Raw genomic sequence first — 22,624 nt, 5'->3', positions numbered from 1 at the left:
TCCAAGCGACTAAAACGGCTCCGCTTTAGACGACTATCGATTTGTGCCCGATGGAGGTAGCGTCCTTTACCGCCAACTCCGCCATGGCGAGTGCGGCCTCACGGGTCTTGGCGGCGGCGATGAAGCGGCCGTTATGGCAAAAACTCGCACCATCGACGCCGCAAGCCGCCTCCAGATCACCGTTCGTCAGCCCAGCCCAGGCTGCAGGCAGATTTGCCCGCAGCTCAAAGCCTTCGTCCTCGCGTCGGATGCCCGTCAGGCACCAATCCTTTTCGCGCGGGTGAACGACAAACAGCAGGTGATCGGCGCCTGCCTTCATGATCGCGGGACGGAAGGGCATTCCCATTGGAAGCTCCAGAATGCGTCCTTGGCCCGTATCCTCGATTGCCTGATGGACAAGCGCCTCTGCCCGCAATTTTGCAGCGCTTTGGGCTATCCTTGCCTCCACGAAACTCCGGGCGATGGCCAGCGCGGAGTGGAATCCGCGGTCTTCCGCCTCCGGGTCTGTCTCATCGAAAACGGGTTTCAAGGTTTCCAGCAACGCGGGCAGCGTCAGCCCTGCCAGTGGTCCCGCAACGGATGGACTAAACGCGCCATTGTCCACCAGATCGACCGGCAGCACGAAGCTGGCATCGAAAGAGGCATGTATGGTCTCGATATGCGCTTCGGGAAGGCCCGAGGCATTAAGATAGTCACGGCCATAATGCTTCCAGATCAATCCGAACGAACTATACGGTCGGCCGTCCTCACGCACCGGCGCGCCACGCTGATGGTGGTCGAAGATCTGCGCTGCTGCGTCATACGCGCCGCCCACATCGTAGATGATGCGGTCCACGCCGGGCGTGATCCATTCCGGCGCCCTGCTGCGGATGAGACGGGCCTGCGGGAAGAGCCGGGTCAGGATGACGCTGGACATTAGTTCGTCGGCATGGAAGCCACCGGAATGGGTGACGAGGAAACCTGGGATCATGCCGGAATATACCTTTTTGTTGCTTGGAGAGTCCGCTTGAAGCTGGCACCAGATAGTCATTGTTGGATGCCATCTCAACCCGCCATTCGCTCATTTGAGTGCGTTGATGAGTTCATTTGAGAACCGCATCGGGACCGTCTGGCTTCAGGAGCTTCCTGATTTCAGCTTCGGAGGCTGGACACTTTCTCAAAACATCCCTATTGATTGTAATGTTATTACATATCAGCGGGGATTTTCCATGGTACACAGATTGACGATGGCCGGAGGGTTTGCAGTAGCAAGTATCCTGATGAACCCGGCTTTTGCTGAAGAGGAAAAGCAGACATGGCGCCTGTTCGTCGCCGATCATACGGCTCCCATAGCGCGGTCATTCGACCTCATGACAGGAGAGCAGATCGGCGAGTTTCGGTTGAGGGGCTATGCGGCACTTGCAGCCAGCAGTTCTGGCCAGACTATCTTCGCCATCCAGTCGGAGGCCGATACCGTCGAAATGATCAAATCCGGTGTGGTGCTTTCTGATCATGGCGAGCATCGCGATCTGGAAACGTCCGAAGCTGCGCTGCTGCCAACCGCACTCGACGGAAAACGGCCGGTTCACGCCGTCATGCATGGCGACGACGTGGTATTGTTCTACGACGGCGAAGGCAAAGCCAAGCTCGTTTCCGAAGAAGGCATCCTCGAAGGCAAGCCGTCCGAAAAGCTCATCGACGCGACGGCACCTCACCATGGTGTCGCCGTGCCCATGGGGCGGAATATGCTCGTCTCGGTTCCGGATACCACCCAGGAAACCAAAGCGGATGAACTGCCGCCACGGCTGGGATTGCGCGTTCTGGGTGAAAGCGGTGCACAGGTCGGCGACGTCGCACCCTGCACGGCGCTGCACGGAGAAGCCTTCTCCGCAAAGCTCGTTGCCTTCGGCTGCGAGGAAGGTGTCCTGATTGCACGTCCCGGCAAAGAGCAGACCGTGCAACTTAAGATGCTGGAATATGGCGACAAGCTGCCGAAGGGAAAAGTGACGACCTTGCTTGGCAGCAAGGCGATGCAATTCTTCCTGGGCAACTATGGCGAGGACAAGATTGTGCTGATCGATCCAGACAGCACCGCACCCTATCGCCTAGTAGACCTGCCGACCCGCCGCATCGATTTCGCGCTCGATCCTGCGCGTGTTAAGAACGCCTATGTGTTGACCGAAGACGGGCAACTGCATCTCGTCGACATCCTGAGCGGCGAAATCACGACATCGACAACCGTTACCGAGCCATACAGCAAGGATGGGCACTGGCGCGATCCGCGCCCCAGGCTTGCGGTAGCTGGCGATCAGATCGCTATCACTGATCCTCGCCATAGCCTCGTCCGGGTCATCGATATTGCGACCATGAAAAAGGTTCGAGCCATTCCGGTTGAGGGTCAGCCATTCAGCGTCGTCGCCGTCGGCGGGTCGGGCGCCATCCATTAATCGCTTTTGCCTTGGCGCAGCTTGACGCGGCGGTCGCGCTCGGCATAACTGAGCGGGACGGTTCCCCGAGGAAGACTCCAAGGGGATTAATAGGGAACACGGTGCGGACGACCCAGAAGGGACCAAGACCGTGGCTGCCCCCGCAACTGTAAGCGGATTGCCGATCATCCTCGTGGCGCCAAGCGCCATGCCACTGTGGGCTCGTTCCCACGGGAAGGCAGATGGTCCGGCGCATATCCGCGAGCCAGGAGACCTGCCGTCAAAGAGAGATCCAATTGAACGGGCGGGGTTGCCCGGAACAGGAGACCAGATGATTTCTTTTGACGCCGCCATCAGGCGCAGGCCCTTCCGCACAATACGGAACGGATCGCTCTTTTCAATACAACGCAATCGCTAAGACGGACGCCAGTCATTCCGGCGGCACGCCCGCCGACATGGCCGGTGAACACCTACGCGTTTCCCATCAGCATCGGAGCGATCGCGCCACCGCGCCGACGCCTCCCCAATTCTTCGTGAGCATTCCCATGCCAAACAATTTAGACTTTCGGCGATATCTACTGCACTTCGCTTTTGCGGCACTGGCGGTCTGCGGGATTTCTGCGTCCGCTTTCGCCGCGCCCACCGCCTACCCTTTGACGATTACAAATTGCGGACGATCCGTCACTTTTGAGAAAGCACCGGAGAGAGTGGTATCGGTCGGGCAAGCGATGACCGAAATCCTGTTATCGCTCGGCCTTGCGGATCGCATCACCGGCACCGCGGTCTGGTTCAGCCCCGTGCTGAAGCCGTTCGAAGCCGAAAACAACAAGATCAAGCGTCTTGCCGACAATGATCCGAGCTTTGAGTCGGTGGTCGAAACCGATCCTGAACTTGTGACTGCCGAGTTCGAGTGGCATGTCGGCCCGAACGGTTCCGTCGGAACCTACGACCAGTTCTCGAAGGTTGGAATCAACAGCTATGTCGCGCCGGCCGATTGCGCGGCCAAGGACAATGCCACCGGCGGCGATGGCGTCCGCAAGGAGATGCTGAAGACGGAGGTGATTTATCAGGAGATCGCCGAGCTGGCCGCGATCTTTAACGTTCAGGACCGCGGCGAGGCGCTGATCGCAAGGCTGAAGGAACGCGAGGCAAAAGCGATCGCCTCCGTTGCCCGTGTCAAGGTGAAGGACATTCCCGTCATCTTCTGGTTCTCCAGCAAAGAAATCAACGGCGAAGCCTTCATGGCCGGCCGCAACGGAGCGCCGGCCTATATTATGCAAGCCCTTGGGGCGAAGAATGTGATCACCACCAACGAGGAATGGCCGTTGGTCGGCTGGGAAACAGCCGCGGGCCTCGATCCTGCGATCATCGTCATCGCCGGCATGGATCGGCGCCGCTATGCCGCCGACGATCCGGCCGTCAAGCTGGAGTTTCTTAAAACCGATCCTGTCGCAAGCAAGATCGACGCCGTTGAAAGGAAGCACCTCGTCGTGATGGACTCGCAAGCAATGAGCCCGTCGATCCGCCTTGTCGACGGGATCGAGACGCTCGCGGAAGCCATTCGGCAGTTTGGACTGGTTCAGTGACCACCGGCGCCATGCAACGCAACGGGCGGGGCGGCTTTGCCGCCTTGTTCCTGCTATCGCTAGCTGCTCTGATGCTGGCGATAAGCCTCGCCGTGTCGATCGGCGAAATCGTCATTCCGTTGCAGACGATTGCGGAAGCGATTGCCAATCGCATCTTCGGTGCCTCCTTCGCGATCAAGCCGGTTCATGAAGGTGTCATCTGGGAATATCGCCTGAGCCGTGCCCTGGTCGCTGCAAGTTCCGGCGCGGCTCTTGCCGTAACGGGCGCCATCCTGCAGGCCCTGCTCCGCAATCCGCTTGCCGAACCTTATGTGCTTGGCATTTCGGCGGGTGCCTCGACCGGCGCGGTCGCCGTCATGATCCTCAATATCGGCTCAGGTGTACTGACACTTTCCGCCGGTGCCTTTCTCGGTGCAGTGGCAGCCTTCGGTCTCGTCTCCCTTTTGGCCGCAGGCGCAGGAGGCGGCACCGATCGGATCATCCTGGCAGGTGTCGCCGGTTCGCAGCTCTTCAATGCGCTGACATCCTACATTGTCACGACCGCGGCCAACGCCGAGCAGGCAAGGGGCGTCATGTTCTGGCTGCTCGGCAGTCTCGGCGGCGTGCGCTGGCCGGACGTTTTTCTCGTGGCCCCCGTCGCCGGCAGCGGCTTTCTCATCTGCATGTTTCATGCGCGTGCGCTCGACGCTTTCACTTTCGGAACGGATTCTGCCGCAGCGCTCGGCATTCCGGTCAAGCGCGTGCGCCTCATCCTCCTTGGGCTGACGGCCGTGATGACCGCTGCCGTTGTCAGCATCGTCGGCTCAATCGGCTTCGTCGGCCTCGTCATTCCGCACGCGGCCCGCTTTCTGGTCGGCCCCGCGCACCGGCGGATACTGCCGGCGACAGCGTTGATCGGCGCGATCTTCATGGTGCTTGCCGATATCGTCTCGCGCACCATCATCCCGCAGCAGGTGCTTCCGATCGGCGTAGTCACGGCGCTTTTCGGTGCTCCTGCCTTCGCCTTCATCCTCTACAAGGCAAGGAGGCCGGTATGAGCATATCGATCCAGAATGTCTGCTGGTCCGCCGGCGACACAATGATCGTCGACGGCGTGAGCCTTCATGTTGCGGCAGGCAAGACGCTTGGTCTGCTCGGGCCCAATGGCTCAGGCAAGTCAAGCCTGTTGCGTCTCATCTGCCGGCTGCGGCAGGTCAAGAGCGGGGTCATCAAACTTGACGAGAGCGATATCAGCACGATGGCTCGTCCCGAAATTGCCCGGCGTCTCGCACTGGTCGAACAGCAAGCGACAACCGATGCGGAAATCACCGTGAAGGATGTTGTCCGCTTAGGGCGAACGCCGCATCGAGGCTCCCTCTCCCCCTGGGATGCGAGGGACGAGGCCGCCGTCAATGCGGCACTGGAACAGGTCGGCATGACCAGCAAGGCTACACAGCTGTGGCGGACGCTGTCAGGTGGCGAGCGCCAGCGCGCGCACATCGCCCGCGCGCTTGCGCAAACGCCGACGGAACTGCTGCTCGACGAACCGACCAACCATCTGGACATCCAGCATCAGTTGGAGCTGCTGGATCTCGTCACGAGACTGCCGGTCACCAGCGTTATCGCGCTGCATGATCTCAATCTGGCGGCAATGTTCTGCGACAGCCTGGCCGTCCTGCAGGGTGGTCGTGTGGTCGCCGTCGGTCCGCCCGAGACGGTTCTCACTGAGACACTTGTTCGCGATGTATTCGGAGTTCGGGCTCGCATCGAAAAGTCCGCGGTGCACGGCCGGCATCACATTCAGTATTTTGTCGGTTAGGAACGTCTGACTTCAAATCAGACATCAGCGACTAGTGGCCGCGCGAAGAGAAGCCGTCGGGTCGATTTTTGCTAACGAGCCGGAAGACGCCCGGCCCTTGCCGGGTTAGTGCTGCCGCGTCCGCTCTCAGGTTTTGCCGGAAGCGTGTCGCTACGTTGCTATCTTGCGGTTCTCCGCAATTCAACGCGACCTTTCCTTGACCAAAAGCCCCTGCTTCTCTATCATCATGACATGATTTCCGGGAGGTCAGATCAAATTTATCCGATCTCTAACAGTTTGTTATCATAGACCATTCGACGTCTAACGGAAATAATCTCCCTCTTCCTTTCAGTCACTGCAGATGGGTCGTTTCCGGTCGCGTAAGGTAGCATATCGCAGCATTGAACCGGTGATGCGCGCCCTGAGGGTTCCTTGCCTACCAAAGCCACTAACTTCGATCCGATCTTGAGCGCTCGCGGTACGCACGCGGTGTGAGTCACAAAAAACTGCCGGCAGAATCGATTGCCTTTGCCGTCCAAGAAGGCGAGCGCGCGCGACTAACGCACGTTGCGGACCCACGACACAGCAAGCGTCCGTGTGTGCCGAAGGTCTGATCTGTTGCATTGAACCGGCCATAGTTCCTCCAGACAACGATGTCTTGCCGGGGTTTGACATTCGGCCGGTTCGTGGCGGGTGGCCTAGGAATGCTATGCCGTTAATGTTTCGGGGGCTGGCTACTGGCGAGTTTACTGCAGTCAACTCAGTGCGGGGCATCATGTTCCCTTGCCCTTGCCAGGGCCAATAACATCGATCCGATCGCAAACTCGCCACGTTGGGCGCGCCGTGTCAGGTCGCGTAAGTAGCCGCCGGCTGAATTGATCGTCCCAGCCCGTTCCAAAATACAGGCGAGAACGGCCGACGCTATTTGCGGGCCCATGACACGGTAGGCGTTCTTGTAGGCTGAAGGACTGATCTGCAACATTGAGCTGACGACAGTTCCCGCGGCAATGAGGTCCTGCCAGGATCCGACAGTTCCAGCGGGACCGTAATTGCGCACCTCCGGGCATGCCTGCAGGACGAGGGAGAGTGGAAATATCGCAGATGCCGCGTTGGTTTCTGCTGCGTTGCGGGTGAGTTCAGTGCCGCTGACGTTTACGGAGTTGGCCAACGACGAGTTTACTGCGGTCAACTCAGAGACCGTTGTTTCGACAGCAGCTTCAGAATCAAGATTAGATTCAGATTCTGTTATCTGTATGTGCCGCTCATTTTGTGAGTCATTGCCGCTCAAAGTTTGAGTTTTAATCTGTAATTCCAGTCGCTTGAGGATTTCATCCCGCAACGTTTCCAGAAGATGCAAGGTGGATGCAATCGCATGGGGCCCCGCGGTACGGGGTAATTGGTTCAGGATCTCGTGAAAGCGGCCGTTGACCGCTTGCCAGTCTCCCGCAAGCTCTTCGCTGATCGCTGCGTGGACAAGCTTTGAGATGTCGCGGCGGGTGAGCGTGAGGCGTTCCTTGAGTGTTTGGATGTAGAGACGGTCGGCGGCGACTTTTGCGGCCAGGCGTTCGATTTCTGCGGCGCGGGCAAGCAGGGGCGCGAGCGAGAATCCGTAAGCGTCGTTGATCTCGCCATTGCGGCTCTTACGAGCGTAGCGCTTTCCGTTGGGACTGTCCTTGCGGATCACGAGACCGGCAGCGACGAGTGCCGCCATATGCCGGCGGATCGTCTGCTCGGCCATCCCGTGGCAGCGGAGCGAAAGCTGCGCGTTGGAGGGGAACACCACGAGATTTTCACCCTCAGCAAGCTCGCTTTTCGGGTAGAAGCTCAAAAGCGCGTTCAATACCGTGAGGGCCCTGTCGGATATATCGAGCAGGGGCTTGGCTTCGCAAAGCGCGCGATAGATTTTCCATTTATCGGTTGAGGCGCCTGCCTCGATTTTTTGGCTGTTGACTTGACTTGCGAGCATGCCAAGTGTCATCGGCCGCCGCCCAAAAGGCGTCGTCACACTTCCGCTTTCCATTTTCTTCGCCTTCTTCAAGGCAAAAGGTATCAGCTCACCGAAAATAGGTGCCGGAGACTCTTGACTATGTTGTGCGGAAATGTGATTCTCTGGGTGTCTAGATCAGAGAGGGCTTCCGCTACGGCAACGTTCGGGGGCCTTTTCTTTTGCTATTGATCTCCGTTCTTTCCAATATTCCTGCTGTTCTCGAACGCCTCGTAGAGACGATCCAGGTTGTCCGCGATATAGGTGCCGAAGGCCGATGCCTTCCCTGCCCTCAGCGCGATAGTGAATTGTTTTCCGTCGTCCTTGATCTTCGCCTTTACGGAGCCATCTCTCAGCTGCCACTGGCTCACTGCCGAGGTGGGCATTGTGGTCTGTGCAGTTGAGGCCGGCTTCTTGCTGAAGAAAGCGACGAGCATCTCGAAGCGGGCATCCGGCTCGGCGGCTTCGAAGGCCGGTGTCTCGATGAACAGCATCGCCCGCTCAGTGGCGTTCTCTTCTTCGAATTTCACCGAAAGATCGTGCCAACGGTCGCGGCCGGTTGCGCGTGCTGCTCCGATGGCCGAAAGAACCCCTTCAGGGATACGCCGGGTGACGGACAGCATCTTGGAGATCGTCGTCTTGTCGGCGCTGAGTGCTGCCATGATCGTCTCCCGATCGAAGCCGAGCTTGTCGAGTTTGTCGGCAAACATCGTACGCTCGATAAAGGAGAGATCCGCGCGTGCGGAGTTCTCTTGACCCTGGGCAATCACATGGTCGCGATCGGCAAGCTTCTTGACGACGGCGCGCACCGGCCGTCCAAGCTCCTTGGCGGCGCGTGCCCGCCGATGGCCGAAAGCGATCTGATATTTTCCGTCCTTTTCCGGATGCGGGCGGACGAGAATGGGCGAATCCTGCCCTCGCAGGCGGATAGCCTCTACCAATTCCTGAAACTGTTCGTCATTGTGCGCGAGGCGGTCGCTGACGAAGGAATCCTCGATGAGCGCGGTGTCGAGATCAATCACGGTTTCGCCGTGAGCTAGCTTCTCTTCGATCGCGCGCGCAGCATCGGCCCTTGAAGCAAGGGCATCTATGCTGCGGGTAACTGCACCTAGCGCGCCAATACCCTTGAAACTGATCGGCTGTCTGTCACCGTCGCTCGCGGGCTCGCTGTTTACGGCGGTAAACTTCTTGGAATCATCCATCAGGCCCGAGAGGATATTCTTACGTGCCATTCTTTCTCCTCCTGGCGGCTGAACGGTTTATCGCGATCAATCGGTGCGCCTTCATCTGCGCCCCCATGCCCTGTGGATCAGTTCGGTGATTTCACCGTTCACTGCACTCATGGCCTCCATGGCGCGGTCATAGGTCGCGCGGGTAAACTGATTGCGCTCCACCTCGTAGAGGGTCTGGTTGGTCATCGCCGCATCCGAAATCGCCACGCTTCGAAGCATAGGATTGGTGAGCACGTGGTTGCGGAACATGGAGCGCATGAAGGCGACCATTTGCGTCTGCGGGCCGTCCTGCGGGTCGTAACGGGTGACGAGATAACGCAGCCAGTCGAGATTCATGTTGCCGCCGGCGCCTTTCAGCGTGTTCAGTACCTCGCCCAGCATCTGCAGGAACTGGCACATGGACATCACGTCGAGCATTTGCGGGTGAACGGTGATGAGCACGGCGGTTGCGCTACAGATGGCGCTCATCGTCAGGAAGCCGAGCTGAGGAGGGCAGTCGATGACAACCACGTCATAATCGTCGGCGACGGAAGACAGCGCCTCGTCAAGGCGGGCAAAGAAAATGCGGCCGTAGTCGCTGGCTTTTCCCTGGGCAAGAACGCGCGGCGTATCGTGCTCGAACTCCATGAGTTCCAGGTTGCCGGGTACGAGATCGAGATTGGGGAAATTGGTCTTGCGGATGATTTCCTTCAGCGGTCGCCGCTCGTCGTCATAGCGGATCGCTGCGTAAAGCGTCTCGTTCTCGTCGACGTCGAACTCCGGCTGGAAGCCGTGGATTGCCGAAAGCGAGGCCTGTGGATCGAGGTCGACGGCAAGAACGCGGTGGCCGGTCAGCGCCAGATGCTGGGCAAGATGGGCCGCACTCGTGGTCTTGCCACTGCCGCCTTTGAAATTCACGACGGCGATGACCTGCAGGTGTTCATTGCCCGTGCGGTGAGGGACGTAGCGTGTGCTGCCTCTGGCATTCTGATCCAAAAACAGTCGCATTTCATCCATCTGCCTTGCCGTGTAGGACCTGCGTCCCGATGGCGTCACTTGAGGCAGGGGGCCCTTGCCCTCCAGCGAGAGATTGCGAAGATAGCCACTTGTAACACCAAGGAAACGCCCGACTTCTGCAAGCTGGAATTCGCGCAGACTCTTCATAGAGCGGGGCGGAAACATTTCCAGGCGATGCTGCTTCAGTTTGTCGGACAGTTCCTGTGCCTGGCCGATGATCAGCTGATCGACATCAGAAATTGCTTTACCAATTGTAGGTGCCATATTCATGGAAATCTCGAAAATGCGATTTTAACGCCGCGATGGCTATGAAACCGCATTTAGCGCCGATTCTCATTTTCTTGCAAGGCCATTAGACTTAACAGCGGGTTAAGGCCTCTTTCTTAGAGGTTTTCGCACAATTCTCGGTCGCCGCCGCACGCATCTGGCACTCTGCCCAAAGGTATGGCTGACAGAAATGAACTGGCTGTTGACTTCAGTAACGAGACGAAGACTAATCATATCATCGTATTACCTGGGAAGGGCCAAGCGTCCGAACAAGCCGAATCGGGCGGCCCAATCAACCAGACTTATTCGCACCCCATTTAAGTCCATCCATCAGCAGGCGGATCAGCCTGCCTGAGCGCTCACGCCATTCCGGCGAGTCGGGCATCGAATAGATGCTGGAAAGCGCATGCAAAAGGTCGGTGCTCTCCACGTCGTTGCGGATCATGCCCTTTATGGCGGCGTTGTCCACCAACTGTCGAAGGGCACCGGAGATGATGCCAGAGCTTTCGGCAAAGAGCTCCGAGTTGGAATTGAGCAAAATCCGCAGGCTTCGTGCCATGCCGCGCTTGGCGGCGATGTAGTTGACGAAACGGTGCATCCATTCCTCAAGTGCCTGGTCGGCCGGACGCGTGGCCGCAAGATCGCTGGCGGCTGTCGCCAGATTCTGCAGTTCCCGCCGATAGACAACCTCGACCAGATGTTCGCGCGTCGGAAAGTGGCGGTAAAGCGTGCCGATGCCGACACCGGCGCGCCGGGCGATCTCCTCCAGCGAACCTTCGACGCCGTGGTCGGCGAAGACAACAGCGGCAACGGCGATCAGCTTGTCGCGATTGCGCAGCGCATCGGCACGCGTGCGCCTTTCGGTTTTCGTCTCGCCTCCGGCTATTGCCTTTCCGCTCAAAAGCCTCTCCTGCGGATAGGGGCTTGACGCTGCCGCGCAAGCCGCTAGTTTAATCGGAGGCGCCTCCGTTTAAGTAGAGTGCCTTGCACCTGTTATCGCAGAAAGAGGCGGAATGTCATGTCTCAATTGCGAAGGCGCCCTAGATGAAAGCGAATCCCGCAGAGGCCAGGCTTTAGCTGGTTCACGCACTTTGCGGTTCAAGACCGGCAACTTTCGATGACGATGCAAATTCTTCCGTCAAGGCAGGAGAACACCATGACCCGGACAATCAACCTCAGGCTTGATATCAACGGCACGTCACACGCGCTTGCTGTCGAACCGCGTGTGACGCTGCTCGATGCACTGCGTGAACATCTGGTCCTCACCGGCACGAAGAAAGGCTGCGACCAGGGGCAGTGTGGCGCCTGCACCGTCCATATCGATGGCAAGCGCGTGCTTGCCTGTCTTACACTCGCGGCTCAGGCCGAAGGGCGGCAAGTCACGACGATCGAAGGTCTGGCTGCGGCGGATGGCGGCCTTCATCCGGTCCAGGCGGCATTCCTTGAGCATGATGCTTTCCAGTGCGGCTATTGCACGCCAGGCCAGATCATGTCGGCGGTTGCCTGCATTCGCGAGGGTCATACGGGTTCCGATAGCGAGATCCGCGAATATATGTCCGGTAATCTCTGTCGGTGCGGGGCCCACAACAGCATCGTTGCGGCGGTGCGTGAAGCTGCGGAGATGGCCCGATGAAAGAGTTTTCCTATCTCCGCGCGTCGTCGACTGACCAGGCCCGTGAGGCAGCCGTCCGGCAAGGCGCGATGCTGATTGCCGGCGGCACCACGCTGCTCGATCTTGCTAAATGCGGTATTGCCGAGCCGGAAACGGTCGTCGATATCACCTTTATTCCCGGCTTGAATTCAATCTCATCGACCGAGACGGGCGTTACGATCGGTGCGCTTGCCAAGATGGCCGAAGTCGCTGAGCATCCAGTCATAATGGAGGCGTTCCCGGCGGTTTCGGAATCGCTGTCATTGGCGGCATCCGCCCAGCTTCGCAACATGGCGACGATCGGCGGCAACCTCCTTCAGCGTACCCGCTGTCCGTATTTCCGCGATCCGGCAGTTTTTAAGGCCTGCAACAAGCGCGAACCGGGCTCGGGATGCTCGGCAATCGGCGGGATCACCCGCAATCACGCAGTCCTGGGTACCAGCGCGCATTGCATCGCCGGCAATCCAGGTGATCTCGCGGTAGCACTCGTCGCTTTCGACGCCGTGATCCATCTCGGCGAGCGGCAGATTGCTGTCGACGACTTCTTTGTGGCTCCGGGCAACACGCCGCATCTGGAACACAGTATTGAACGCGGTGAACTCATAACCGCCATTTCTATCCCCGCTTCGCAAGCGGCCCGGTGTTCCACCTATCTCAAGGTCCGCGACCGGCAATCCTACGAGTTCGCCGCAGCCAGCGCTGCCGTCGGCCTCGCGCTGGAAGATGACGGCAAAACGATCCGTGACCTTCGCGTTGCACTCGGAGGGGTTGCGACTAAGCCGTGGCGCGCCGGCGCGGTCGAACGTGCCTTGATCGGCAAGACGCTCGATGCCGCCGCGATTGCAAAAGCAAGCCTGCTCGCGATGGAAGGTGCCGTAGATCATGGCGCCAACCGCTACAAGATCGATCTGGCGCCGCGGGTCGTTGCCCGCGCCATAGAGAAAGTGGGAGGTCTCGCATGACCGTCATGGAAACGAAGATCAAGCGCGGCGATGCCGCCGATGGCGTGCTCGGCGGGCGCCTATCGCGCATGGACGGACCTGCGAAGATCACCGGCAAGGCAATCTACGCGATCGAAAACCAACTCGACGATGTCGTCCATGGCGTGACGATCCAGAGTACGGTGGCGGCAGGCAGCATCAAATCCATGGACATTTCCGCGGCTGAGGCCGCCCCTGGTGTGCTGCTCGTGCTGACGCCCGACAACATCATGCAACTCAAATCGGCAACCACCTGGGCCGGCACGCCAGGTCCCGAAGGTCCCTATCTCGCGCTGACGAAGGAGATTACCTTCAGCGGACAGCATGTGGCGGCCGTGATCGCCGAAACGCTCGAGCAGGCAACCGCGGCAGCGGCGCTGATCGACGTCAGCTACGACGAAAAACCGGCAATCTTCGGCTTTGATGATCCACGGGCAGGGGACGGCATTGCCGTCGAACAAATGACGATCGAATGGGGCGATGCGGAAGGCGCGCTGGCTGAAGCCCCCGTTCGGATCGAACACGAATATAAGACACCCCGTGAATACAACGTGCCTATCGAACCCCATGGGCTGATCGCCAAATGGGACGGCGACGTGCTGACGCTTTGGGAGCCGAGCCAATGGGTGGACGGCATGGCGCGCAGCTATGCCGAGTGGTTCGGATTGCCGTTCGAGAACGTCCGGATTATCTCCCCTTATATCGGCGGCGGTTTCGGCTCAAAGGCGCTTTCGCTTCCGCATGCGGCGCTTGCAATCATGGCGGCAAAGAAACTTGGCCGTCCCGTCAAGCTCGCGGTCACCCGTCCGCAGACATTCACGGCCTTCGGCGGCCGCCCCGCCACCCGGCAGACGCTGGCGCTCGGCGCAACGAAGCAAGGCAGGCTGCTTTCGATCGTCCAGCGCGGTGCCAACGAAACCGCGATGACTGGTGTTGCCGTCGAGCCGCTCGGTGCCGTTACCTCGATCATGTATGATGTTCCGAACTTCAGCTCGAAGCAGAATATCATCCCGGTGAATACGGTTCTGCCCGGCGCGCTCCGGGCGCCCGGCGAAAATCCCAGCGCATGGGGCCTCGAGTCGGCGATCGATGAACTCGCCTATGCAGTCGGCATCGACCCTGTCGAAATCCGCCTGCTGAACTATGCCGAGCGCGACCCGCATGCCAAGATCCCATGGTCGACGAGACAACTGCGCGAGGCTTTTGCCGCAGGTGGGGAAGCCTTTGGCTGGCCGAAACGCTCGCCTGAGCCTCGTTCCATGCGGGACGGCAAGCAGCTGATCGGCTGGGGCGTGGCAGCCGGCACCTATCCGGTGCGCCGCACGCCTGGCGAGGCGCTTGTCCGAATCCTTGCCGATGGTACAGCCGAGGTTGCAAGCAGTGGCATCGACATGGGCCAGGGAACCTATACAATCCTGGCTCAGACGGCCGCCGAAGTCCTCGGCATCCCGGTCGAGCAGGTCCGCGTCAAGCTCGGCGACTCGGCCTTGCCGCGTGCGCCCGTCGCCGGCGGCTCGCAGCTCGCGAACCTGATGACAGGTGCCGTCTATAAGGCCGCCCTTGCCGCGCGCGACGAGTTGATCGGGCTTGCCCTCAATGACCCGAACTCGCCGTTCCGGGATGCGCAGGCCAATACGCTGACGATCTCCGAAGGGCGGATCTTGCCGCCGAGAGGAGAAGGAGATGGCGTTGCGATCATAGATTTCATGCGGCAAATTGGCCGCGAAAAGGTCGAGACGCTCCGCGATACGCTGCCGGAAGACAAGCGGGAGGGAAAAGATCGCTACGACAACTTCACGACGATGATGACGATGAAAGCGCCTACCGAAGGCGGCTATTCGCTTCACAGCTGGTGTGCGCATTTCGTCGAAGTCCGCGTCGATGAGGATTTCGGCACCGTTCGCGTGTCGCGCATGGTTTCAGCGCTCGATTCAGGCAGGCTCTACAACCCGAAGCTCGCCGAAAGCCAATGGCGCGGCGGTATCATCATGGGTATCGGGCAGGCGCTTATGGAGGAGGGTATTGTCGATGAACGCTATGCCCGCGTCATCAACAACAACTTGGCGGATTATCTCGTGCCCACCAATTCGGACGTGCCGGATCTTGAGGTCATTTCCGTCGGCATTCCCGATCACCATGCGTCCGTGCTTGGCGGCAAGGCTGTCGGCGAATTGCCGATCGTCGGGGTGGCGCCCGCGATCGCCAACGCGGTCTTCCACGCGACCGGCAAGCGCATTCGCGAGCTGCCAATCACGCTCGAAAAGCTGATTTAAGCGGCGATGCCTTTAGGGCGGCCGTCATTTACCCCGGCAGAAGCCGGGGTAAGGACTTCATGAGTTGCGCAGCGTTCCCATCAGCCGTTCAGCGGAACACCCGTTTCCGATTTTGTGGTGCCGGCATCCATATCCTGGCGGTCTCCGGCTTGGGCCATCGCCTTGACCAGCGAAAGCACCTTTTCGCGCACGGTGGCGTCCGTAATTTTCAGAAACGCGCGGTTGAGCGCCAGGCCCTCCTTCGAATGCAGGAATTCGCCGACCGGATCGGTATTCCCGGAAAGCTCCAGGCCGTCGAGGCTCAGCGGCTTAGAAGGATCCTGCTGGAAGAAGAAGCTCGGCGGTACGGCGAGCACTTCGGCAATCCTCTGTAGCCGGCTCGCGCCGATGCGGTTCATGCCCTTCTCGTATTTCTGCACCTGCTGAAAGGTAACGCCGATCTGATCTGCCAGCCGCTCCTGGCTAAACCCCAATAACAGTCTGCGCATCCTCACGCGCGAGCCCACATAGATGTCGATTGCATTTGGAGCTTTTGCATTCATTTCGTTATTTCCATGGACTGTGTTGAGGGGGCGCCTTTTCGAGGCAGCATCGCGGGCGAAGTGATTGTGTATGAGCATATAGGAAAATTCAATTGATACTTTCGTGTGGCAGGTCCATTCGCGCAGCAATAAAGGCGTTCCAGTGAAAAATTAAGGCATCGGCGTACCGATCTGGCAAAAACTGGGCTGTAACTGACGCCTAGGTTGCGATAAATGCATCCCCAGGCGGCCGTTGCCGAAAGCCTTGGCTCCGTTCGTTAGAATCTTCTTCATGAAAAGTGATAGCGGCATCAGCAGCGAGCCGCGGGAGTAATGCCTATGGCCGTATTGAGCGAGACCGCGCCCCGTTTCGAGAAGACGACAATGTCGATCCTCGTGGCAGTCAGCTTCTGCCATATGCTGAACGATATCATGCAGTCGCTGCTTGCCTCGCTTTATCCGCTCTTCAAGGCGAATTACGATCTCGATTTCGTCCAGATCGGACTTCTGACGATGACGTTCCAGGTCACAGCTTCCCTGTTGCAGCCCTTGGTCGGGATCGTCACCGACCGCTGGCCGATGCCCTATTCGCTACCGGTCGGCATGGCGAGCACCTTCTGCGGCCTCATTCTGCTCGGCAACGCAGGAAGTTTCGAGCTGCTGCTGGTCGCCGCCAGCCTCATTGGTTTCGGTTCGGCCGTCTTCCATCCCGAAAGTTCGCGCGTCGCCCGCCTTGCCTCCGGCGGCCGTCACGGTTTTGCGCAGTCCTTCTTCCAGGTCGGCGGCAATGCCGGGCAGGCGATCGGCCCGCTGATTGCGGCCTTCATCGTGTTGCCGTTCGGCCAGCATAGCGTCTCCTGGATTTCTGCCATCGCCATGGTCGGTATTGTCGTGCTCGGCTGGGTCGGCAACTGGTACATGAGCCACCGCCGGCAGAATGCTGGGAAGCACGCCGTAAGCCGCACTCTGCCCTTGCCGCAGAACAAGGTGGTCATCGCACTCACTATTCTCGTCCTGCTGACGGCAACGAAGAACGTCTATATGGCGAGCGTGTCGAGCTACTTCACATTCTACGTCATCGAGAGGTTCCAGCTCGATGTGCAGCAGGCGCAGCTCATGCTCTTCCTCTTCCTCGGTTCGGTCGCCGTCGGCACCTTCCTCGGCGGCCCGATCGGGGATCGCTTCGGGTCTCGTTTCGTCATCTGGTTCTCGATCCTTGGCGTCATCCCCTTCGCATTGCTGCTCCCTTATGCAAACCTCCTCTGGACCGGCGTGCTCAGCGTCGTCATTGGCCTCGTCTTTGCCTCTGCATTCTCGGCGATCGTCGTCTTTGCGCAGGAACTGGTGCCCGGCCGTGTCGGCCTGATTGCCGGTGTGTTTTTCGGTTTCGCCTTCGGGGCAGGAGGCCTGGGTGCTGCCTTCCTCGGTGATTTCGCCGACAGTCATGGCATTGAATTCGTCTACCGGATCAGCTCGTATCTGCCGCTGCTCGGCCTGCTCACGGTCTTCCTGCCGCGCATTCCGAGGCGCAACGCTGCGTGAGCCGGCCGCCCACTTCCTCGCCACCCTATAGTCTACAGCTACCCTTCCGGCCCAACGACATGCTTCCGGTGATGCCGGCAAGTATCATCATCTTCCCCGGTTGCAGCATCACTGGCAACCTGGCCGATAAGGCACACCGCCCCAGCATTCCCGTCTGGTACTTGGCGGCCGAGATGAGCCGTCTTACTTAATCCATCAGCGCGGGACTGGCATCTCGCTTTTGCCGCGCCTCTGTAGGCTTCCGGCGCGCCACGCTGGCCATGGAAATGGCCGGCTTCCTGCGTAAATTATGCTAAGGGCGTATCGCGCCGCATGCGCTTCGAGTGATAGCGTGCAGCCAAAGGAAATGCCGGAGGAAGACATGGCCAAGAAGACGACTGCCGATTGGGCGGCATTAGCGGAGAAAGAGCTGCGCGCTCCGCCCGAGACGTTGACCTGGCACACACCGGAAGGCATCGACGTCAAGCCGCTCTACACGGCCGCAGATCTGGAAGGCGCTGGGCATCTCGACTCCCTTCCGGGATTTGCGCCTTTCACCCGCGGCCCGCGCGCCACCATGTACGCCGGCAGGCCTTGGACGATCCGGCAATATGCGGGGTTTTCGACGGCTGAGGAATCCAATGCGTTCTACCGCCGCAATCTCGCCGCCGGCCAGAAAGGCCTCTCCGTCGCCTTCGATCTCGCCACCCATCGCGGCTACGACAGCGACCATCCTCGCGTCGAGGGTGATGTCGGCAAGGCCGGCGTGGCGATCGACAGCGTCGAAGACATGAAGATCCTCTTCGACGGCATTCCGCTGAGCGAGATGTCCGTGTCGATGACCATGAACGGTGCGGTGATCCCGATCCTCGCCTCCTTCATCGTGGCAGGCGAGGAGCAAGGCGTATCGAGGGCAGAGCTTTCCGGAACCATCCAGAACGACATCCTCAAGGAGTTCATGGTCCGCAATACCTATATCTATCCACCCGAACCTTCGATGCGGATCGTTGCAGACATCATCGAATATACGGCGAAGGAAATGCCGAAGTTCAATTCGATCTCGATCTCGGGCTATCACATGCAGGAAGCAGGTGCGACGCTGGTGCAGGAGCTTGCCTTCACGCTGGCCGACGGCCGCGAATATGTGCGGGCCGCCATCGCCAAGGGCCTGAATGTGGACGATTTCGCCGGACGTCTGTCCTTCTTCTTCGCGGTCGGCATGAACTTCTTCATGGAGGCGGCAAAGCTGCGCGCCGCCCGCCTGCTCTGGACCCGGATCATGGAGGACTTCAAACCGCAAAAATCGGCATCGCTGATGCTGCGCACCCATTGCCAGACCTCCGGCGTGTCGCTGCAGGAACAGGATCCCTACAACAATATCGTCCGCACCGCCTTCGAGGCGATGTCGGCGGTGCTTGGCGGCACGCAGTCGCTGCACACCAATTCCTTCGACGAGGCCCTCGCGCTGCCCACGGAATTTTCCGCCCGCATCGCCCGCAACACACAGCTCATCCTGAGCCACGAGACCGGCGTCACCAAGGTCGTCGATCCGCTCGCCGGCTCCTACTACGTCGAAAGCTTGACCAAGGAACTTGCCGACAAGGCATGGAGCCTGATCGAGGAGGTTGAGGCGCTTGGCGGCATGACGCGCGCCGTCAACGACGGCCTGCCGAAGCGGTTGATCGAGGAAGCCGCTGCCCGCCGCCAGGCGGCGGTTGACAAGGGCGACGAGATCATCGTCGGCGTCAACAAATACCGTCTCGACAACGAACAGCCGATCGACATCCTCAATATCGACAACAGTGCCGTGAGAACGTCGCAGATCAAGCGGCTCGAGGAGACGAGGCGGCGGCGCGACGGCGCCAAGGCCGCTGAAACGCTCGCAGCCCTCGCGGAGGTGGCGCGCAGCGGCAAAGGCAATCTGCTCGAAGCCGCCATCGAGGCGGCGCGGGCGCGGGCCACCGTCGGCGAGATAACGGATGCGATGCGCCGGGCCTTCGGCGACCATGTGGCGACACCCGAGGTCATCAAGGATGTCTACGGCGAAGCCTATCGCGGCGAGCCGGAACTCGCCGTTTTGAAAAACCGCATGTCGACGGTAAGCAAGGCGCTCGGCCGCAAGCCGAAGATCATGGTCGCTAAACTCGGCCAGGATGGGCATGACCGCGGCGCCAAGGTGATTGCGTCGGCTTTCGGCGATATCGGCTTCGATGTACTGACAGGCCCCCTCTTCCAGACACCGGAAGAGGCCGCCCAAATGGCGATCAGCGAGACGGTCAACGTCATCGGTGTCTCGTCGCTTGCAGCCGGCCACAAGACCCTGCTGCCGCAGCTCGTCGATAGCTTGAGAGCCAAGGGCGGCGGCGATGTCATCGTCATCTGTGGCGGTGTCATTCCGCGTCAGGACTATCAGTTTCTGGCCGACCACGGCATCTCCGCCGTTTTCGGCCCCGGCACGAACGTCCTTGATGCCGCCAACTCCGTTCTCGATCTCCTGCAGGGGATTCGGCGCAACCGGTAGCGGTTAAGCAAACGGCTACATTCGCGTTGGAGAATAATATGACGGTGCAACTGCAATTTGTCGGATGCGGCGATGCCTTCGGCAGCGGCGGTCGCTTCAACACTTGCTTCCATGTGACAGGCGAGCGCGCGAACTTCCTGATCGACTGTGGAGCTTCGTCACTCGTTGCGATGAAGAAGCTGGGGATCGGCCGAAACGATATCCAGGCGATCTTCGTGACCCATTTCCACGCCGATCACTTCGGCGGCCTGCCGTTCTTCATTCTGGATGCGCAATTCTTTTCAAAGCGGACGGAGCCTCTGCTCATCGCCGGGCCTCCAGGGCTGCCGGACTGGTTCGTCAGGGTGATGGAAACGGGATTTCCAGGGTCTGCAAAAACAAAACAGCGTTTTGATCTGCAATTGCGGGAACTCGAGCCCGGGATGCAGGCAGATTTCGGCAATGTGAAGGTGACGCCCTTCCTTGTCAGGCACGGGCAGCCGGAGGGGTCGTTCTTCGCGCTTAGACTCGAGATTGGAAAACGCACCGTGACCTACACGGGTGACACCGAATGGACCGACACCTTGGTCGCAGCGGCTAAAGGCGCCGATCTCCTGATCGCCGAGGCGTACTTCCGGCAAAAGCCCGTGCCGCTCCATCTCGATCTGGCGACCCTCGAGAACCATCTTCCGGCGATCTGTGCGAAGCGTGTCATCTTGACCCACATGAGCGAGGACATGTTGGCTGAGCGACCGACCGTAAATTTCGAGACTGCCGAAGACGGCCTGATCGTGCAGATTTGAGTGCTGGCTGGATGACAACGGCATCGCTTCGCAACGGCTTGAGCGAGAGCAGCCTGTTGGCGCTCCCAAGCTAGAGCAGCCCCCGCTTTGCGAGGTTGGTCATCAGCGCCGAAATGCCAAACGTCCATGGAGAGCATTCGGTTGAGAGACGAACCGTATTTGTAAGCGTTCCGAGCCCAACTGAAGAGATCTCGACTACATCGCCGATTTTGTGCGTAAAGCCTTGATTGGGTGCGTCGCGGTCCTGTGTCGGGGCAAAAAGCGTGCCGAGGAACAGCATGAAACCGTCCGGATATTGATGATGGGCTCCGCAGGTCTGCCTGACGAGATCGGTCGGGTCGCGGCTGATCTTCGACATTGAACTCTTTCCGTTAAGCACGAAGCCGTCCTCGCCGGTGACCTTCAGGTCGAGCTCGGCCTTGCGGACATCGTCGAGGCCGTAAGAGTCGTCGAATAGCCGAACGAAAGGGCCGATGGAGCAGGAGGCATTATTATCTTTCGCCTTGCCAAGCAGCAGTGCCGAGCGGCCTTCGATATCGCGAAGGTTGACGTCGTTTCCGAGGGTCGCGCCCTTGATCTCGCCGCGGCTGTTCACCGCAAGCACGATTTCCGGTTCCGGATTGTTCCAGGTCGAAATCGGATGCAGGCCGACATCGGCCCCCCAGCCGACGGAGGACAGTACCGGGGATTTGGTGAAGACCTCGGCGTCCGGCCCGATGCCGACTTCGAGATACTGCGACCACATGCCTTCATCGATCAGCGCCTGCTTGACCCTTGCCGCTTCCGGAGAGCCTGCCTTGATGTTGGCGAGGCTACCACCGATCAGCGCACCGACGCGGTCGCGGATCGACGCCGCACGATCCGGATTGCCGGCAGCCTTCTCCTCGATCACCCGCTCGATCATCGATTGCGCGAAGGTCACGCCGCAAGCCTTCACGGTCTGAAGGTCTGCTGGTGCCAGTAGATAAGGCCTAGCCGCATCAGGTCGGCCGACGCTATTTGCCGCCACTGTTTCGAGCGAAGCGAGTGTTTTGCCGGTTACAGCGCGCGCAAAGGCGACCGGATCATCCTTCTCCAGAAGCGCGCTCAATGTCGGCGCTTCCCTGGACGTTATGTCGACAATCTCTCCGTCACGGATCGTGACAATGGCCGGACCGGCTGCCTGCGGATTCCAGACGCGGCCGACAAACAGGCCGCCCGATGAGGCGTCGTCGAGAAGCTGAGACATGATGACCTTCCGTCGCGGTCGAGCTTGCGCTCATGTGATTTGAAATTTGCCGCCCTTCAGCAGCGCCCGAAATCGATCACATCTGTCCCGGCGGGGCAAGGTCAAATTATGACTGGACAGGCCGCCGCCGGGCGAAGAGCTACCGGCGTGAAGCCCAGGCAAGGCCACGGCGAAGAATGAGAGGCATGTACGGATGGTCGAATTCGGCCGCAACATGGCCCAGCGCGGAATAAAAGACACGGCCCGCACCGAAATGGCGCTTGAAGACCACCGGCATCACGACATTGCGTGCGGCCTCGTCATACTCGCCGGTGAATGTGGTTGTCGCCAGGATTTCAATCGACGGATCGTAGTGCAAGTAGTACTGCTCCGAGTGGTAGTCGAAGTCCGGAATGCCTTGCATCAGCGGATCGTTTTGCCGGCTCACATTCACGCGGAAGTCGATGATGTTGCCTGGATGCGAAACCCAGGTGACGCCCGAAACATAGCGGAATGGCGCACTCTCCTTGAAGGATGTGGCAAGCGCGCCGTGATGTCCGCCGAGGCCAAGGCCGCCGCGAACCGCCGTCACTAGCGCATTGGCATGCTCCTTCTCCAGCTTTTCCCCGGTAATGATCGGAACAAGCAGATCGGTGTTGGCAATCACCGGCGAGCCGAAGATGTCGAGATCGGCGGTAATCTCGACCGAAAAGCCGTCTTCCCGCAGCAGTTCGCCGACGGCGTTTGCGCATGCTTCCGGTTCGTGGCCCTGCCAGCCGCCCCAGACGATGATCGCTTTTCGCATGCCCTATCTCCCGGCTTTCGATGGTTAAGTCGTGATTTAGCGGCTCCAGTCAGATAGCGTCCGATTTCATCGACCGCAAGCCGAACGGTCGCTTCGATTGCCATCACACGATTCTG

General features: G+C 59.6%; 18 protein-coding genes and 1 riboswitch. Of the genes, 10 read left to right on the top strand and 8 right to left on the bottom strand.

Translation table 11 applies throughout. The annotated features are described in order from the left end of the window. Positions 1-25 precede the first annotated feature (25 nt). Complete coding sequence (locus ACZ9BX_RS24635; protein WP_476220699.1) at positions 26-970, bottom strand: MYG1 family protein; 945 nt, start codon at positions 968-970, stop codon at positions 26-28. 238 nt (positions 971-1,208) lie between these two features. On the opposite strand from ACZ9BX_RS24635, the gene ACZ9BX_RS24630 reads away from it, so the two are divergent. The 4 genes from ACZ9BX_RS24630 to ACZ9BX_RS24615 all read left to right on the top strand — a co-directional run bounded on the left by ACZ9BX_RS24630 (position 1,209) and on the right by ACZ9BX_RS24615 (position 5,789). Then, positions 1,209-2,426, top strand: a complete 1,218-nt coding sequence (locus tag ACZ9BX_RS24630; RefSeq protein WP_476220698.1) for a hypothetical protein — start codon at positions 1,209-1,211, stop codon at positions 2,424-2,426. Positions 2,427-2,467: 41 nt separating this feature from the next. Next, positions 2,468-2,701: riboswitch (cobalamin riboswitch) on the top strand. Between the two features lie 249 nt (positions 2,702-2,950). Continuing rightward, positions 2,951-3,991, top strand: coding sequence for an ABC transporter substrate-binding protein (locus ACZ9BX_RS24625; RefSeq protein WP_476220697.1), 1,041 nt, complete (start codon positions 2,951-2,953; stop codon positions 3,989-3,991). Positions 3,992-4,002: 11 nt separating this feature from the next. After that, positions 4,003-5,028 (top strand): FecCD family ABC transporter permease, encoded by a 1,026-nt coding sequence (locus tag ACZ9BX_RS24620; protein WP_476223026.1) that lies wholly within the window; start codon positions 4,003-4,005, stop codon positions 5,026-5,028. Then, positions 5,025-5,789: an ABC transporter ATP-binding protein gene (locus tag ACZ9BX_RS24615; RefSeq protein ID WP_476220696.1), complete on the top strand. Its 765-nt coding sequence runs from the start codon at positions 5,025-5,027 to the stop codon at positions 5,787-5,789. The genes ACZ9BX_RS24620 and ACZ9BX_RS24615 overlap by 4 nt, the downstream gene beginning before the upstream one ends. Positions 5,790-6,528: 739 nt before the next feature. Here ACZ9BX_RS24615 and repC read toward each other — a convergent pair. From repC to ACZ9BX_RS24595, 4 genes are all read right to left on the bottom strand, one after another. Beyond that, the gene (gene repC, locus ACZ9BX_RS24610) at positions 6,529-7,788 is read right to left on the bottom strand and encodes a plasmid replication protein RepC (protein WP_476223025.1); all 1,260 of its coding nucleotides are present in this window, start codon (positions 7,786-7,788) and stop codon (positions 6,529-6,531) included. A gap of 149 nt (positions 7,789-7,937) precedes the next feature. Next, entirely contained in the window at positions 7,938-8,984 is a 1,047-nt protein-coding gene (gene repB, locus ACZ9BX_RS24605) for a plasmid partitioning protein RepB (protein WP_087000256.1), read from the bottom strand. Positions 8,985-9,035: 51 nt separating this feature from the next. Further along, positions 9,036-10,250 (bottom strand): plasmid partitioning protein RepA, encoded by a 1,215-nt coding sequence (gene repA, locus ACZ9BX_RS24600; protein WP_027511562.1) that lies wholly within the window; start codon positions 10,248-10,250, stop codon positions 9,036-9,038. 289 nt (positions 10,251-10,539) lie between these two features. Continuing rightward, the gene (locus ACZ9BX_RS24595; RefSeq protein WP_476220694.1) at positions 10,540-11,148 is read right to left on the bottom strand and encodes a TetR/AcrR family transcriptional regulator; all 609 of its coding nucleotides are present in this window, start codon (positions 11,146-11,148) and stop codon (positions 10,540-10,542) included. Positions 11,149-11,403: 255 nt separating this feature from the next. Here ACZ9BX_RS24595 and ACZ9BX_RS24590 point away from each other — a divergent pair, with 255 nt between their 5' ends. The 3 genes from ACZ9BX_RS24590 to ACZ9BX_RS24580 are packed head-to-tail and all read left to right on the top strand — an operon-like array spanning position 11,404 to position 15,151. Then, positions 11,404-11,880 (top strand): (2Fe-2S)-binding protein, encoded by a 477-nt coding sequence (locus ACZ9BX_RS24590; protein WP_476220692.1) that lies wholly within the window; start codon positions 11,404-11,406, stop codon positions 11,878-11,880. Next, complete coding sequence (locus tag ACZ9BX_RS24585; RefSeq protein ID WP_476220690.1) at positions 11,877-12,860, top strand: FAD binding domain-containing protein; 984 nt, start codon at positions 11,877-11,879, stop codon at positions 12,858-12,860. Before ACZ9BX_RS24590 ends, ACZ9BX_RS24585 begins: the two co-directional genes overlap by 4 nt. After that, positions 12,857-15,151, top strand: a complete 2,295-nt coding sequence (locus ACZ9BX_RS24580; protein WP_476220688.1) for a xanthine dehydrogenase family protein molybdopterin-binding subunit — start codon at positions 12,857-12,859, stop codon at positions 15,149-15,151. Before ACZ9BX_RS24585 ends, ACZ9BX_RS24580 begins: the two co-directional genes overlap by 4 nt. A gap of 80 nt (positions 15,152-15,231) precedes the next feature. Here the strand turns inward: ACZ9BX_RS24580 and ACZ9BX_RS24575 are convergent, their stop codons facing one another. Continuing rightward, the gene (locus ACZ9BX_RS24575; protein ID WP_027511557.1) at positions 15,232-15,693 is read right to left on the bottom strand and encodes a helix-turn-helix domain-containing protein; all 462 of its coding nucleotides are present in this window, start codon (positions 15,691-15,693) and stop codon (positions 15,232-15,234) included. Between the two features lie 318 nt (positions 15,694-16,011). On the opposite strand from ACZ9BX_RS24575, the gene ACZ9BX_RS24570 reads away from it, so the two are divergent. From ACZ9BX_RS24570 to ACZ9BX_RS24560, 3 genes are all read left to right on the top strand, one after another. After that, positions 16,012-17,214, top strand: a complete 1,203-nt coding sequence (locus ACZ9BX_RS24570; RefSeq protein ID WP_087000244.1) for an MFS transporter — start codon at positions 16,012-16,014, stop codon at positions 17,212-17,214. Between the two features lie 361 nt (positions 17,215-17,575). Next, positions 17,576-19,714 carry a methylmalonyl-CoA mutase gene (gene scpA / locus ACZ9BX_RS24565; RefSeq protein WP_476220685.1) on the top strand — a complete coding sequence of 713 codons (2,139 nt, stop codon included), beginning with the start codon at positions 17,576-17,578 and terminating at the stop codon, positions 19,712-19,714. Positions 19,715-19,758: 44 nt separating this feature from the next. Then, positions 19,759-20,496 (top strand): MBL fold metallo-hydrolase, encoded by a 738-nt coding sequence (locus ACZ9BX_RS24560; protein WP_476223024.1) that lies wholly within the window; start codon positions 19,759-19,761, stop codon positions 20,494-20,496. A gap of 70 nt (positions 20,497-20,566) precedes the next feature. Here ACZ9BX_RS24560 and ACZ9BX_RS24555 read toward each other — a convergent pair whose 3' ends face one another. Next, complete coding sequence (locus ACZ9BX_RS24555; RefSeq protein WP_476220683.1) at positions 20,567-21,724, bottom strand: fumarylacetoacetate hydrolase family protein; 1,158 nt, start codon at positions 21,722-21,724, stop codon at positions 20,567-20,569. A gap of 139 nt (positions 21,725-21,863) precedes the next feature. Beyond that, positions 21,864-22,508 carry a ThuA domain-containing protein gene (locus ACZ9BX_RS24550; protein ID WP_476220681.1) on the bottom strand — a complete coding sequence of 215 codons (645 nt, stop codon included), beginning with the start codon at positions 22,506-22,508 and terminating at the stop codon, positions 21,864-21,866. Positions 22,509-22,624: the final 116 nt, after the last annotated feature.

The sequence above is a fragment of the Rhizobium sp. USDA 3886 genome, assembly GCF_056279785.1.
The sequence above is the reverse complement of the archived record's forward strand: the minus strand, read 5'-3'. Positions and strand labels throughout refer to the sequence as shown.

Excerpts from the sequence above, each read along its gene's own strand:
- repC (WP_476223025.1), bottom strand. The coding sequence starts at position 7,788 with ATGGAAAGCGGAAGTGTGACGACGCCTTTTGGGCGGCGGCCGATGACA.
- ACZ9BX_RS24620 (WP_476223026.1), top strand. The coding sequence starts at position 4,003 with ATGCAACGCAACGGGCGGGGCGGCTTTGCCGCCTTGTTCCTGCTATCG.
- ACZ9BX_RS24630 (WP_476220698.1), top strand. The coding sequence starts at position 1,209 with ATGGTACACAGATTGACGATGGCCGGAGGGTTTGCAGTAGCAAGTATC.
- ACZ9BX_RS24580 (WP_476220688.1), top strand. The coding sequence starts at position 12,857 with ATGACCGTCATGGAAACGAAGATCAAGCGCGGCGATGCCGCCGATGGC.
- repA (WP_027511562.1), bottom strand. The coding sequence starts at position 10,250 with ATGAATATGGCACCTACAATTGGTAAAGCAATTTCTGATGTCGATCAG.
- repB (WP_087000256.1), bottom strand. The coding sequence starts at position 8,984 with ATGGCACGTAAGAATATCCTCTCGGGCCTGATGGATGATTCCAAGAAG.
- ACZ9BX_RS24590 (WP_476220692.1), top strand. The coding sequence starts at position 11,404 with ATGACCCGGACAATCAACCTCAGGCTTGATATCAACGGCACGTCACAC.
- ACZ9BX_RS24585 (WP_476220690.1), top strand. The coding sequence starts at position 11,877 with ATGAAAGAGTTTTCCTATCTCCGCGCGTCGTCGACTGACCAGGCCCGT.
- ACZ9BX_RS24635 (WP_476220699.1), bottom strand. The coding sequence starts at position 970 with ATGATCCCAGGTTTCCTCGTCACCCATTCCGGTGGCTTCCATGCCGAC.
- ACZ9BX_RS24615 (WP_476220696.1), top strand. The coding sequence starts at position 5,025 with ATGAGCATATCGATCCAGAATGTCTGCTGGTCCGCCGGCGACACAATG.
- ACZ9BX_RS24555 (WP_476220683.1), bottom strand. The coding sequence starts at position 21,724 with ATGTCTCAGCTTCTCGACGACGCCTCATCGGGCGGCCTGTTTGTCGGC.
- ACZ9BX_RS24550 (WP_476220681.1), bottom strand. The coding sequence starts at position 22,508 with ATGCGAAAAGCGATCATCGTCTGGGGCGGCTGGCAGGGCCACGAACCG.
- ACZ9BX_RS24575 (WP_027511557.1), bottom strand. The coding sequence starts at position 15,693 with ATGAATGCAAAAGCTCCAAATGCAATCGACATCTATGTGGGCTCGCGC.
- ACZ9BX_RS24625 (WP_476220697.1), top strand. The coding sequence starts at position 2,951 with ATGCCAAACAATTTAGACTTTCGGCGATATCTACTGCACTTCGCTTTT.
- ACZ9BX_RS24570 (WP_087000244.1), top strand. The coding sequence starts at position 16,012 with ATGGCCGTATTGAGCGAGACCGCGCCCCGTTTCGAGAAGACGACAATG.
- scpA (WP_476220685.1), top strand. The coding sequence starts at position 17,576 with ATGGCCAAGAAGACGACTGCCGATTGGGCGGCATTAGCGGAGAAAGAG.